11 protein-coding genes are annotated in these 13,152 nt (G+C 45.5%); 6 read left to right on the top strand and 5 right to left on the bottom strand.

The window, feature by feature from the left end:
- The first annotated feature begins 303 nt into the window (after positions 1–303).
- Together gdhA and QZ371_RS04690 are read left to right on the top strand one after the other, a co-directional pair.
- The gene (gene gdhA / locus QZ371_RS04695; protein ID WP_295210140.1) at positions 304–1,656 is read left to right on the top strand and encodes an NADP-specific glutamate dehydrogenase; all 1,353 of its coding nucleotides are present in this window, start codon (positions 304–306) and stop codon (positions 1,654–1,656) included.
- Positions 1,657–1,792: 136 nt separating this feature from the next.
- Positions 1,793–2,794, top strand: coding sequence for a 2-hydroxyacid dehydrogenase (locus QZ371_RS04690; RefSeq protein WP_295210137.1), 1,002 nt, complete (start codon positions 1,793–1,795; stop codon positions 2,792–2,794).
- A gap of 132 nt (positions 2,795–2,926) precedes the next feature.
- Here QZ371_RS04690 and QZ371_RS04685 read toward each other — a convergent pair whose 3' ends face one another.
- A complete protein-coding gene (locus QZ371_RS04685) occupies positions 2,927–3,409 on the bottom strand; it encodes a hypothetical protein (protein WP_295210134.1) in 483 nt (160 codons plus the stop codon).
- 218 nt (positions 3,410–3,627) lie between these two features.
- Between QZ371_RS04685 and QZ371_RS04680 the strand changes: the two genes are divergently transcribed.
- Positions 3,628–4,923, top strand: coding sequence for a helix-turn-helix transcriptional regulator (locus QZ371_RS04680; RefSeq protein WP_295210131.1), 1,296 nt, complete (start codon positions 3,628–3,630; stop codon positions 4,921–4,923).
- Positions 4,924–5,087: 164 nt separating this feature from the next.
- On the opposite strand, the gene QZ371_RS04675 is transcribed toward QZ371_RS04680, so the two are convergent.
- From QZ371_RS04675 to galE, 4 genes are all read right to left on the bottom strand, one after another.
- The gene (locus tag QZ371_RS04675) at positions 5,088–5,789 is read right to left on the bottom strand and encodes a sigma-70 family RNA polymerase sigma factor (protein WP_295210128.1); all 702 of its coding nucleotides are present in this window, start codon (positions 5,787–5,789) and stop codon (positions 5,088–5,090) included.
- A 3-nt stretch (positions 5,790–5,792) separates the two neighbouring features.
- Positions 5,793–6,218: an anti-sigma F factor gene (gene spoIIAB / locus QZ371_RS04670; RefSeq protein WP_295210330.1), complete on the bottom strand. Its 426-nt coding sequence runs from the start codon at positions 6,216–6,218 to the stop codon at positions 5,793–5,795.
- Between the two features lies 1 nt (position 6,219).
- Positions 6,220–6,678, bottom strand: coding sequence for an anti-sigma factor antagonist (locus QZ371_RS04665; RefSeq protein WP_295210125.1), 459 nt, complete (start codon positions 6,676–6,678; stop codon positions 6,220–6,222).
- 198 nt (positions 6,679–6,876) lie between these two features.
- Positions 6,877–7,887, bottom strand: a complete 1,011-nt coding sequence (gene galE / locus QZ371_RS04660; RefSeq protein WP_295210122.1) for a UDP-glucose 4-epimerase GalE — start codon at positions 7,885–7,887, stop codon at positions 6,877–6,879.
- A 348-nt stretch (positions 7,888–8,235) separates the two neighbouring features.
- On the opposite strand from galE, the gene QZ371_RS04655 reads away from it, so the two are divergent.
- The 3 genes from QZ371_RS04655 (at position 8,236) to QZ371_RS04645 (ending at position 12,992) form a co-directional block, all read left to right on the top strand.
- The gene (locus tag QZ371_RS04655) at positions 8,236–8,823 is read left to right on the top strand and encodes a hypothetical protein (RefSeq protein ID WP_295210119.1); all 588 of its coding nucleotides are present in this window, start codon (positions 8,236–8,238) and stop codon (positions 8,821–8,823) included.
- Between the two features lie 103 nt (positions 8,824–8,926).
- The gene (locus QZ371_RS04650) at positions 8,927–9,874 is read left to right on the top strand and encodes a glycosyltransferase family 2 protein (RefSeq protein WP_295210117.1); all 948 of its coding nucleotides are present in this window, start codon (positions 8,927–8,929) and stop codon (positions 9,872–9,874) included.
- A gap of 85 nt (positions 9,875–9,959) precedes the next feature.
- Complete coding sequence (locus tag QZ371_RS04645) at positions 9,960–12,992, top strand: YfhO family protein (RefSeq protein WP_295210114.1); 3,033 nt, start codon at positions 9,960–9,962, stop codon at positions 12,990–12,992.
- The last annotated feature ends 160 nt before the right edge of the window (positions 12,993–13,152 follow it).

Raw genomic sequence — 13,152 nt, 5'->3', positions numbered from 1 at the left:
TGCGCTATATTGTCCGCCGTATGCAATCAAGCGTATTTCGCCCGACTGCATACACTCAGCAAATTGCACTAAAAAATCTCTCAATTCATAGCGATATGGTTCGTTTTATGAATGTTTGAGCGCCATTTTGCTTCACATTTCAAAAAAAGACTATGATTTTTATACAATTTCAATAAAATTATGAAATTTTTCGATTTAGCACTTGCAAATTGAAAAATAGTATGCTATAATGTATCTATGATGTGCGGGACAGATCGTGAAGCCCACACACGAAAACTAATTTATAAGATGGGAGTTTTAATAATGGCTTTGAAAAATGCATATCTTGAAAGCGTTTATGAAAAGGTTGAAAAGAGAAACCCTGGAGAAAAGGAATTTCTCCAGGCAGTATATGAGGTTCTCGAAAGCCTCGTTCCTGTTGTAGAAAAGAGACCTGACCTCGTTGAGGCTGGCATCATCGACAGGATCGTTGAGCCTGAGAGACAGATCATTTTCCGTGTTCCTTGGGTTGACGACAACGGCAAGGTACAGGTAAACAGAGGTTTCAGAGTACAGTTCAACTCTGCTATCGGTCCTTACAAGGGCGGTATCAGACTTCATCCATCAGTTTGTGCTTCTGTAATCAAGTTCCTCGGCTTCGAGCAGATCTTCAAGAACAGCCTTACAGGTCTTCCTATCGGCGGCGGCAAGGGTGGTTCTGACTTCGATCCTAAGGGCAAGTCCGACGGAGAAGTTATGAGATTCTGCCAGAGCTTTATGACAGAGCTTTGCAAGCACATCGGCGCTGACACAGACGTTCCTGCCGGTGATATCGGTACAGGCGCTAGAGAGATCGGCTTTATGTTCGGTCAGTACAAGAGGATCAGAAACGAGTTCACAGGCGTTCTTACAGGTAAGGGTCTTTCTTACGGCGGATCACTTGCAAGAACAGAGGCTACTGGTTATGGTCTTTGCTACTACACAGCAGAGATGATCAAGTGTATGAAGAACGAGACATTCGCTGGCAAGACAGTTGTTATCTCAGGTTCCGGTAACGTTGCTATCTACGCTACTGAGAAGGCAACAGAGCTGGGCGGCAAGGTAGTTGCACTTTCTGACTCTAACGGTTACATCTATGATCCAAACGGCATCAACCTCGATGTTGTTAAGCAGATCAAGGAAGTTGAGAGAGGCAGAATCAAGGAATATGTTAACAGAGTACAGGGCGCTGAGTACCACGAGGGTTGCAGCGGAATCTGGACTATCAAGTGCGATATCGCTCTTCCATGCGCTACACAGAACGAGATCAACGAAGAGTCTGCTAAGGCTCTCGTAGCTAACGGCGTATTCGCTGTTGCAGAGGGTGCTAATATGCCTTCAACTCCCGAGGCTATTGCAGTATTCCAGAACGCAGGCGTTCTCTTTGGACCAGCTAAGGCTGCTAACGCAGGCGGCGTAGCTACATCTGCTCTTGAGATGTCACAGAACAGCGAGAGACTTTCTTGGACATTCGAGGAAGTTGACGCTAAGCTCAAGACAATTATGACAAACATCTTCCACAATTCTTACAACGCAGCTAAGGAATACGGTCTGGAAGGCAACCTGGTTGCAGGTGCTAACATCGCAGGCTTCCTCAAGGTTGCTGACGCTATGAAGTGGCAGGGCGTTGCTTACTAATCTTTATTAGTAGGACAAATTGCTGAATTGCTATAAAATTTCAAAGGACGACTTTCGGGTCGTCCTTTTTTTGTGCATAAAAAATCCCTTTGGTGGTAAAAATAGAATAAAACCAACACGGAGGGACTTGTAACTTATGAAGATACTGTTTTATGACGCAAAGCAATATGATATCGACTCATTCGAGGGGGAGCTTAAAAGCGGCGGCAGGGCTTATGCTGACATTCGTGCGGACTACATCGCCGCAGACTTGGCCCCCGAGACCGCAAAGCTTGCGGAGGGCTATGAAGCGGTATGCGCTTTTGTGAGCTCTGCCATAACGGCGCAGGTGTTAAGGCGTCTGGGCGAGCTGGGGGTAAGGCTGCTATTAATGCGCTGCGCAGGTTACAACAATGTTGACCTTGCGGAGGCAAAGCGCCGCAACATCACGGTTATGAGAGTGCCGAGATATTCCCCCGAGGCGGTGGCGGAGCACGCAATGGCGCTTGCGCTGGCGGTAACAAGGCGTATACACAAGGGCTACATCAAGGTGAGAGAGAACAATTTCAGTCTTACGGGGCTTATGGGCGTTGACCTTCACGGCAAGACTGCAGGTATAATCGGCACGGGAAAGATCGGCGCAGCAATGTGCAAAATTTGCCGTGGCTTTGGAATGGACGTTATCGCATACGACGTTTACGAGAACCCCGAACTTGACTTTGTGAGCTATTATCCCCTCAGCGAGGTGCTGAAAGCAAGCGATCTTATATCGCTCCATTGTCCGCTGACGGAGGAAAGCTATCATCTTATCAACACCCAGACGATCGAGCTTATGAAGGACGACGTTATCTTCGTGAACACCTCCCGTGGGGCGCTTGTGAACACGGAAGATCTTATCAAGGGCATAAGAAGCCGCAAATTCCACGGCGTCGGGCTGGATGTTTACGAGGAGGAGACTGAGAACGTCTTTGAAAATCGTCAGGAGGATATCCTTGAAAGCTCCATAACCGCAAGGCTTATGTCATTTCCGAACGTTATCGTGACCTCTCACCAAGGCTTTTTCACAAAGGAAGCCCTTACTGCCATAAGCCGCACCACCCTTGAAAACGCTGCGGCGTTTGGGCGTGGGAAGATAATAAAAGAAAATGTTGTGGAATAATTATTGCACAAAAAAAACGGGCGACACAGGGTCGTCCGTTTTTATTTTTTGCATAATATACCAATATGACGAGTAACGGGCGAACACTGTTCGCCCCTACAAATCACGCAGATACGTTGTTTTTAAAATTTGTTAAGCGTAATAGGTCGTTCCGCCTGCTCTGAGCACGGAATTATAAATGCTTGCGCCTGCGACCACAGCAATGATGAGATAGATAACAAGGATCACCGCTGCGATGATAAGGGAAGCTCTGTAAAAATTCACGATAGTCTTGTTGTGCTTGGTGGCGTTGCAGACAATGAGTATCATATAAACAAGGCCGACGATCGGGATACACATTATCAGAAGGGTGGCAAGACATCTGCCGAGAGATTCGGGTTGCTCGCCGCTCTGATACATCGGCTGGGAATTGAACATCGAACCGTACTGATTGTATGGGTTCTGCTGATAGGGGTTCTGATTGAACTGATTTTGCTGGTTAAACTGGTTCTGCTGGTTGTACTGATTGTTCTGATAGCCTTGGTTGGACTTCTCCTCAAATTTCTGTCCGCAGGTGTCGCAGAACATTGAAGCGTCGTCCATTACAGCACCGCAATTTTTGCAAATTTTTGACATAGTTTTTCCTCCATAATCTTAACTTTTTCTTATCTTCCTTTGATCCCGATATTATCGGAATTTGCTATTATTATACTACTATTTATATATGTTTGTCAAGACAGAGGGAAATTGTTGTTCGGCAAGATATTGGCGTTTCCCTTATTTTTTGAAGCATTTGACAACTTACACACAATGCGGTATAATGATATTACAATATCTAGGGGAGGTAATGTATTTTGTCACAGTTTTCTGCGCTTTTAAAGGAGTATACTGAACGCAGCGGGGTCACTATCAAGACCCTGTCTGAAATGTGCGGCATTGAAAGAACTTATCTGCATAAAATTCTCAAGGGCGAAAGAAAAGCGCCAAGCGTTGAGTTCGTCAGCGAGATAAGCCGACAGCTTATGCTCTCGGCGGAGGACAGGAGCGAGCTTATAAAACAATATGAGATCGCCGAAATGGGTGAAGCGGTTTACAGCCGCCGCAAACAGGTCGCTGAGATAATCCATTCTATGGCAGCGGCAAGCGCTGAGGCCGAAAAGACCATACCTTTCAAGACCAAGATAGAGCTTGAAAATGTGCCGGAGACCTCGGTATATACCGACAGCAAGGAGCTTTTCAGAAATATTCAAGTGCTGCTTTCCTATGATGTGCAAAACGGCTCAGATATACGCATTATCGCCCAACCATCGGGGTATCTTTCAAGGCTGCTCAATTACTGCTTTGAAAGCAAGGACTCGAATATTTATCACCTTTTCTGCGTGGATAATTCGGGCAATCGTGGCAGTGCTTATGACAATAAATATAATCTTGATATTTTTCCCTGTATGTGCGAACTTGCTATGGAGCACGAAAAATATTACCCCTTTTTTTATTATGACAATGCTGAGGCGCACATAAATTCAACATCACTTATGCCGCAGGTCATTATAACAGACAATTTTGTTATTTGCACCGACGATAAGTATGAGGAGGGCGCGATATACAGATCGCCTGTTATGGTGCAGTTTTATCTTAGGCAGTTTGAAAAGCTACGCAAAAAGTGTATGAAGCTTCTTGAACACGCCGTGGATATTATGGAATATGTTTACTTTTGGTATGACGAGGCTGCAAATTTTATCAGTATGGATTTTCAGCCCTGCACGATGATGTGCCTTACCGAGGAAATATTTGACGCACACGCAACTCTGCCCCCAGATATGAGAGACCTTATCAAAGAAAAGCTCGAGCTTGGCAGAAAGTCGCTTTTATCATCAAGCTTTACAAACCTTTTCAGCGAAAAAGGCCTTGCGGAATTTATGGAAACAGGCGAGATATTCGAGCTGCCCAGCGTGCTTTACACTCGTCCAACTCTTGCGGAGCGCAAGATAATGCTGCAAAATATGATAGTCCTTTGCGAAAACGGCATTTGCGATTACAGGATAATAAAGAACGATTATTTTGCAAGCAGCCGAAACCTTTGCATTAACGTGGCGGAAAATTCAAGCCTTAATATCGTCGCACGAAACGACAGCTTCAAGGACTTTTCTTAGATGAAAGTAAACGAGACCAGCGTTATTCAAGCGTTCTGGGATTATTATAATTATCTTCTCACCACCGACAATGTCTGCACGCCTGAGGAGACTATCGAGATAATGAGATCATATTTGTAACAAAGAAAAAACAAGATCGGGCGAAACAATAATTCGTCCGATCTTTATTTTAGCTGTTCTTTCATTGCCGCAAGAAGCTTTTTCTCCCGCCGTGAGACCTGAACCTGCGTCATTCCGAGGGCTTTCGCCGTCTCCACCTGTGTCTTGTTTTGGAAATACCGCAGGAAAATAAGCTTTCTGTCCTGAGCGTCAAGGGTTGATATCACCTGCCGCAGAGACAGCCTGTCAGTTATCTCTTTGTCGGGGGCTTCAATGGGGATATCTATCTGCCCGTGCTTGTCATCGTCGTCAGAGTTTTCCGTCAAACTAAGGGGCGGCAGGGCGACGTTCAGCGCAAGGGTCACGCTTTCCTCGCTCTCCCCCGATACCTCGCAAAGTTCTGATATAGTCGGCTCTCTTCCCTGCTCAAGGGCGAAATGCTCTCTGTCACGCTGGAGGCGCATTGAAAGCTCTTTCACGCCCCTTGAAACTTTTATTGTGCCGCCGTCACGGAAAAGCCTTTTTATCTCTCCGAGTATTACGGGCACGGCATAGGTTGAAAACCGCACCCCACGTTCGGGGTCAAAAGCCTTTGCGGCTTTCACAAGGCCGATACAGCCTGCGCCGTAAAGGTCGTCATATTCAATGCCACGATTGCGAAAGCGGTTTGCGCAAAGGTGCACAAGCCCGAGATTTTCCTCCGCAAGAGGGGAATCGCAAGAATTGCAATTTTTGTCCGTATCGACAGTATGGATGCTATCGCTCATAAGCTATATGCTCTGCTTTCTAGGTTTAAGAGTACGTTCCAGCACAAGGGTCGTGCCCTCCCCCACACGGCTGCGCACTTTTATTTTATCCATAAAGCTTTCCATTACGGCAAAGCCAAGGCCTGCACGCTCTTCCTCGGGGGCGGTGGTGAAAAGCGGCTGCATAGCCTGCTCAACATCTTTTATGCCGCAGCCCTTGTCCCGTATTTTTATGTACACTTTTCTGCCGTCGAAGATCCTTATCTGCATAAAAATCTCCCCGACAGTATCACGATAGCCGTGAACGATAGCGTTTGTCACCCCTTCCGAGACGGCGGTCTTGATATCCGCAAGCTCATCGATCTGTGGGTCAAGCTGAGTAAGGAAACCGCTGACTGCAATTCTAGCAAAGCGCTCATTTTCAGAATAACTGGGAAAGGAGACCTTCATCTCATTTATAGGTTTCCGCTTCAATTTCATCACTCTCCTTTATTTTTTCCTCTTCCTTTTTGATCTCTTCATCATTTTCATTCTGCTCCGCAGCATTGTCGCTATCGGTCTTGACCTCGCTGATAAAGGGCTTTATATCGGTTATTATTTTCGTCAGCCTGTGGATACCTGCAAGCTGGAGCACCTTTCTGATATAGGTTGGCGGTGAAGCCACGAGCACCTCGCCGTCCATTTCGTTAATGATCTTGTATCTGCCCATAACAAGCCCTATCCCCGAGCTGTCCATAAAGGTCACCCCCGAGAAGTCAAGGATAAGCGTTCGGGGCAAATGCTGTCTTATAGCCTTGTCGATCTCGCCCCTGAAATATCGGGCGGTGTGGTGGTCGATATCGCCGCATATAGCGGCTATGACCGTCCGTCTTGACGGATAACTGCGTATTTCCACATTCATTCTTATCATTCCTTTCATTTTTTCATATTTTCTGAGCTGTCCGCTGAAAATATATTATCACCAGCGCCGTGATTATTTTGTCGATTGATAAAAACGGGCAAAAAAAATACAGGAACACACAATTAGTGTATCCCTGTATTTTCGGTAATATTTATGTTAAGACAGAATTTCTGTCTTAAAGCCTTAAATTATTAAATTGTCAGATCATTAAAGCCCATTCGGATTGTTCTTGATGAAGTTCCAGCTGTCTGCTGTCATTTCGTCAAGGCCGTACTGTGCTTCCCAGCCAAAGACCTTCTTTGCCTTTGTTGTATCAGCATAGCAGGTTGCGATATCGCCTGCACGTCTTGGCTTAACAACATATGGCAGCTCCTTGCCGCAAGCCTTTTCAAAGCTGTGGAGAACGTCATAAACGCTTGAGCCCTTGCCTGTGCCGAGATTTACAGCGTCAACGCCCTTGTTTTCCATAACGTACTTAACTGCGCAGAGGTGACCTCTTGCAAGGTCAACAACGTGGATATAATCTCTCACGCCTGTGCCGTCCGGAGTATCGTAATCATCGCCGAACACGCCCAGCTTTTCAAGCTTTCCAACAGCAACCTGACAGATATAAGGCAGAAGATTGTTCGGGATTCCGTTCGGGTCTTCGCCGATAAGTCCGCTCTTGTGTGCGCCGATAGGGTTGAAATATCTGAGAAGCGATATAGACCAGTCGTTATCAGAAACATAAACGTCTCTGAGTATCTGCTCGATCATAACCTTTGTGTAGCCGTATGGGTTTGTTGCAGAAGTTGGCATATCCTCAGTATAAGGCGCCTTATTGACAGGGCCGTAAACCGTTGCGGAAGAAGAGAATACTATCTTCTTGCAGCCGTATTTTCTCATTGCCTTGATGAGCATAAGAGTGCCTGTTATATTGTTATGGTAATATTCAACAGGCTTTGCAACGGATTCACCGACTGCTTTAAGGCCTGCGAAATGGATAACGGCGTCGATCTTGTTTTCTGCGAAAATCTTTTCCATTGCCTCAAGATCAAGCAGATCAGCCTCATAAAAACCGAAATCCTTGCCCGTGATCTTCTTTATTCTGTTGAGAGCTTCCGGCTTTGAGTTTGAGAAGTTGTCAACGATAACTACTTCATAGCCTGCTTCAAGAAGCTCAACACAAGTGTGGCTGCCGATAAAGCCTGCCCCGCCTGTAACAAGTATTTTTGCCATATCCATTACCTCCTGCGATATCTCGGGGCAACGCCCCTGTTTTGTTTTATCTTATTTCACGATACTATTATAACATTATTTCGCAGCCTTTGCAATAGTCTTTTGTTTCATTTAAGCGAAAAAGTGAAAAAATATGCTATTCTTATGTTTATATAGATAGCCATTCAGACAATGGTCGATGATGCAATGTGCACTGACTGTTCTGCGTTTCGCCGGCGGGTTTTCGCAGCTCGTTTTTGTGTACAAACGGTGAAAACAAAGGGTCTGCGGTTGACAATGAACTGTAAATGATATATAATTATGGGGAATGGTCAAATTTCAAAATTTCTCAGAAAGGGGCTTTTTTCGATGAATTTCTTTATGGTCGGCTCGTTTTTTATGCTTTTTATGCTTAACGCCGATTGGGCGTCCAATTATGCTGTAAAGCTTGTGGGCTTTATATTTTTCGTTTTGGGCACAATGGAAGCCGCCGATTTCACCGACGCTTTCTCTCATATAAAAAAGCCTGCTGTAACAAGCGCTGCAATGTGCGCAGTCGCCTTTGCGGCTCAGCTTCTTATGAAGCTTTTAAAGCCTGCTGCAATGGCTTCAAATATAATAAGCATACTGCTTTTTGCGGCGACACTTTATATGTCGCTTAACGTTTTCAGAATGTTCGTGAACGCTTTAGACAGCCACAGAGAGCTTGTGGACGATGTTTCACATATCGTCCGTTTACAAAGCAATTTCAACAAGCTTGCCATTTTCACAATAATAAACTTCTGCGGCGATGTGCTCAACAGGCTCATTCCTTTGGAGCTTTTCACCACCCTCGGTGGCGTTGTCACGGCAATATCAAAGATACTTATTTATATATTCCTGCTTATCCTGCTTTTCAGCTTCAACAAACTGAGGACAGATTTTGACAAGCGGCAGGAGCGCACAAGCGATCAATAGGAGACAAATCATCAGAACGTCACACAAGGGCGTTCTGTTGTTGTGTAAAATCATAAAATCAAAAACAAGAAAAGATCAAAACAGAAATAAGGAGACTAAAAAAATGTTATCGGTAATAATCCCAAGCTATAATGAAGAGGGCAACGTGGCAAAGACTGCCTCGGTTGTTTCAAAGCTTCTCAGCGAAAACGGAATAGACTATGAGCTTATATTCGTAAACGACGGCTCAAAGGACAAGACCTGGGAGATGATCTCGAACCTTGCGAGAAATGACGAGCACATCGTTGCGGTGAATTTCTCGAGAAACTTCGGCAAGGAAAGCGCTATCTTCGCAGGACTTGAGACCGCAAAGGGCGACGCCTGCGTGCTTCTCGACTGCGATCTCCAGTTCCCGCCGGAGGTCATAATCGAAATGTACAACATCTGGAAGAACAATGATGTTGACGTTGTTGAGGGTCGAAAGAGATCGAGGGGAAAAGAAAACCCTGTTTACAAATTCTTCTCCCTGTGGTTCTATAAGATGATAAACAAATCCAGCGGACTTGATATGGAAGCCGCTTCCGACTTCAAGCTCCTTGACAGAGCGGTGGTGGACTCCCTCAACGCAATGCCCGAAAGGCTCACATTTTTCAGGGCGATGTCAAGCTGGGTAGGATACAAGACCGAGCGTGTTTACTTTGACGTTGCGGACAGAGAGATCGGCGAGTCAAAATGGTCTGTGAGCGCACTTTTCAAATTCGCCGTCAACAGCATAACGTCTTTCACCTCCGCACCAATGCAGATAGTAACGATCTGCGGCGTTATAACCTTCATCGTGTCAATAGTGCTGGGACTTCACACACTTATAAAGAAGATAATAGGCGCTTCCGCCGTTGGCTTCTCAACTGTCATTATACTCCAGCTGCTCACCACAAGTATTATAATGTTCAGCCTTGGTATCATCGGATTTTACCTTTCTAAGATATATGAAGAGATAAAACAGCGCCCGAGATACATAATAAGGGATATCGTCAGAAAAGACAGCGACGAGACTAAGCCCGACAGAAAATAAACGCAATTAAAGCACTCGTGTAGGGGCGACCTTTGGTCGCCCGCAGTCTTTCACAACCATACATAAAAGGAGAGATACTCAGCCAATGGAAACAGCAAAAAAAAGCCGCCGTTCCTTTCCTGTTTTTCTGAGGGAATGGTGTTATGACAAGAGACTGTATTTTCTTGTGTTCTTCCTGCCTGTGGCGATAATGTTCGCCGCATACGCATTTTTCAAGATACACCCGATCGGTGACAGCTCCGTGCTGGTGCTTGATCTTAACGGACAGTATGTGTATTATTACGAACAGTTCCGTGACGCTTTCCACGGAAACGGCAGCTTCATTTACAACTGGTCGAGAAACCTAAGCGGCGAAATGTTCGGCATATTCGCTTATTACCTTGCCAGCCCGTTTATGATAATACTGCTTTTGCTGCCAAGAACGATTATGGCAACGTCTATCCTCATTATGCAGCTTGCAAAGATCGGCACGGCTTCTGTTACCTTTATGTTCTTCTTAAAGAAGATATCAAAAACAAAGCCAAAAACCATATCCCTTGTGATATTCCCGACGATGTACGCTCTTATGGCTTATATGGTCGTTCAGCTTATGGATCCGATGTGGCTTGACGGACTTATCTATCTGCCGCTTATCTGCTGGGGCGTTCAGCGCCTTGTGAACGAGGGCAAGCTTATCCCTTATATCGTGCCACTTGCGCTTATGTTCATCGCACATTTTTATATCGGCTATATGGTGGGAATTTTCACATTCCTGTATTTCTGCTGGTACTGCCTTTCAAGAGAGGGCAGGTTCTTTCCGAAAAAGTTCTTCTCACGCTGCGTTGCATTCGGCGTCGGAACGCTGGTGGCGCTTATGTGCGCAGCCTTTGTGCTCATACCGGTGTACAATTCGCTGAAGCTTGGCAAGTTTGAGTTCACCGACCCCGACTTCTCCCTTGCAACGCAGTTCGACTTTTTGACATTCATCACAAAGCTTTTCCCGATGTCATATGACACAGTTTACCCAGAGGGTATGCCGATGATATACTGCGGAACGGCTGTACTGCTTCTTGTGCCACTCTTCTTCCTTAATAATAAAATATCAATGAAGGAAAAGACTTCCACAGGGTTGCTTACGATGTGCCTTGTGATACTGATGTACATAAAGCCTGCGGATATGGCAATGCACGGCTTCCAAGTTCCAAACTGGCTGCCTTACAGATATTCATTTGCATTCTCTTTCCTGCTGGTGGTTATGGCGTTCAGAGCCTTTGAGAACCTTGAGGGCATAACCGCAAAGAATATCGGCGGCGTGTTCTTTGGACTTATGGTGTTCCTTTTCTGGTGCGAAAGAGAGAACTATTCTCACTTCCAGCTCTTTGAAACAAAGGTCAGCGACACAGGCGAGAGCACAAACGTTATCCAAGGCATATGGGTATCTATGATAGCACTTTCTATCTACTTTGCCCTTATCTATCTGATGAAGAAATATCCAAAGTCAAAGGCGGTTTGCATTGTAACCGTTGGCGTGCTTTGCGTTGAGCTTTTTGCAAACAGCGCCGACACTATCGACAAGATCGACACAGACGTTGCATACAGCAAATATTCTTCCTATGAGCCTTATATGACCCAGACAAGAAACGCCGTTTCGATGATGAAAGACTACGATCAGTCGCTTTTCTATCGAATGGAAGCCACTTTCCACAGAACTGTAAACGACCCTATCGGCACGGGCTATATGGGCATTTCACACTCCAGCTCAACGATGAACGCCCCTGCCCTTTCAATGCTTCACAAGCTTGGCTACGCTTACGGCGGACATTACACGAAATATGACGGCACAACGTTTATGACCGACGCCCTTTTTGATATCAAGTATCTTATGGACAAAACGGGCAACACCTCATTCGTTGGCTCGAGAGTGAAAGTTCCCGAGGAATACAAGCTCACCACGGAATACACCGAGGGCGACGCAACTTATAAATTCTACAACAACCCTAACGCTCTTGGTTTGGGACTTGTTTCGCCAAAGAGCATTGAGGATATCTCCCTTTCCGACACGAACCCATTTGAAAATCAGAATATGATCTTCAACGCCCTCGCAGGAAATACCACACAGTATTTCACACGAGTTGCCCTTGTGAACAGCGAAATGGAGAATGTTGCGACATCAAAGCTCACCGACGGTCACACGAAATATTATCCTGCGGACTCTTCTATCGCAGAGTGCCACGTTGACTATGTTGTGCAAATGGACAAAGGCTCATACCTTTATATGTATCTTCCTACCAGCTATGAAAGAAGCTGCAATGTGTGGATACAGGACGAGGACAAGTATATGGAAGGCTCCGACCCGATGGATTATGCAGGTCAGTTCTTTGTGGGCGATAACTATTCTATCCTCAACCTCGGCAAGTTCACGCAGGGTCAGAAGATCAGAGTGCGTGTGACTATCTCAAACGACGATAACGAAGCATTCTGGAAAGAACAGCTTTTCTATTCATTCGACTATGACACATTCTCCGCTGACTGCGCAGCTCTCCAGCAGAACGTTCTTGACGTAACAAAATTCGAGGACACATACCTCGAGGGCACGGTAACTTCCGACAGCAGCGATAAGGTGCTTTTCACAACCATTCCCTATGAAAATGGCTGGACGATCAAGGTAAACGGCAAGACAGTCACACCGGGCAAGTCCCTTGACAGCCTTATCACCATACCACTTGAGCAGGGCGAGAACGTCATAACGATGAAATTCTCACCAAGCTACTGGAAGCTTTCCATAATAATTTCAATATTCGGGCTTTTGGTGCTCATCGTGATATTCCTTTTTGAGTACAAAAAGGGCAAGGTTATGAAAAAAGCTCTTGCCAAGGCGCATTTTACAGCTGAATATGCTGATAATGGGGCTAAATCAGATAAGGTTTTGACAGTCGGTGAAGGCTCTGCGCCTATCGCAGACGACACCGCCGAAGAGGATATGCAGATATTCCGACCAAATGACCCAGACAACGAGAAGATGAAGCACATCAACGAAATGATGAAAAATATTCTCGGTGAAGATAACGACAGTACAGTCGATGACACGGCAGACAATGGCGATGACAGCGCCGCAAATTCCGACAGCAAGCAGGAATAAACGCCGTTTATCACCCTTTGCACCGATAAAAAACCTATTGACAAGGCTTTGATAAAATAGTATTATAATAGAGACGGAAACGCTTGTCCGTCTCTATTTTTCTGCAACAAATGCAACAAATGCAACAAAAAAGAACAACAAATAGAAAGGAAGCTTACAA

Source organism: Ruminococcus sp. (assembly GCF_019423705.1).
GTDB lineage: Bacteria > Bacillota > Clostridia > Oscillospirales > Ruminococcaceae > Hominimerdicola.
This window is presented reverse-complemented; position numbering and strand designations above follow the sequence as displayed.

Coding starts and splice junctions, on each gene's coding strand:
- gdhA (WP_295210140.1), top strand. CDS start 304: ATGGCTTTGAAAAATGCATATCTTGAAAGCGTTTATGAAAAGGTTGAA.
- QZ371_RS04690 (WP_295210137.1), top strand. CDS start 1,793: ATGAAGATACTGTTTTATGACGCAAAGCAATATGATATCGACTCATTC.
- QZ371_RS04685 (WP_295210134.1), bottom strand. CDS start 3,409: ATGTCAAAAATTTGCAAAAATTGCGGTGCTGTAATGGACGACGCTTCA.
- QZ371_RS04675 (WP_295210128.1), bottom strand. CDS start 5,789: ATGAGCGATAGCATCCATACTGTCGATACGGACAAAAATTGCAATTCT.
- spoIIAB (WP_295210330.1), bottom strand. CDS start 6,218: ATGAAGGTCTCCTTTCCCAGTTATTCTGAAAATGAGCGCTTTGCTAGA.
- QZ371_RS04665 (WP_295210125.1), bottom strand. CDS start 6,678: ATGATAAGAATGAATGTGGAAATACGCAGTTATCCGTCAAGACGGACG.
- galE (WP_295210122.1), bottom strand. CDS start 7,887: ATGGCAAAAATACTTGTTACAGGCGGGGCAGGCTTTATCGGCAGCCAC.
- QZ371_RS04655 (WP_295210119.1), top strand. CDS start 8,236: ATGAATTTCTTTATGGTCGGCTCGTTTTTTATGCTTTTTATGCTTAAC.
- QZ371_RS04650 (WP_295210117.1), top strand. CDS start 8,927: ATGTTATCGGTAATAATCCCAAGCTATAATGAAGAGGGCAACGTGGCA.
- QZ371_RS04645 (WP_295210114.1), top strand. CDS start 9,960: ATGGAAACAGCAAAAAAAAGCCGCCGTTCCTTTCCTGTTTTTCTGAGG.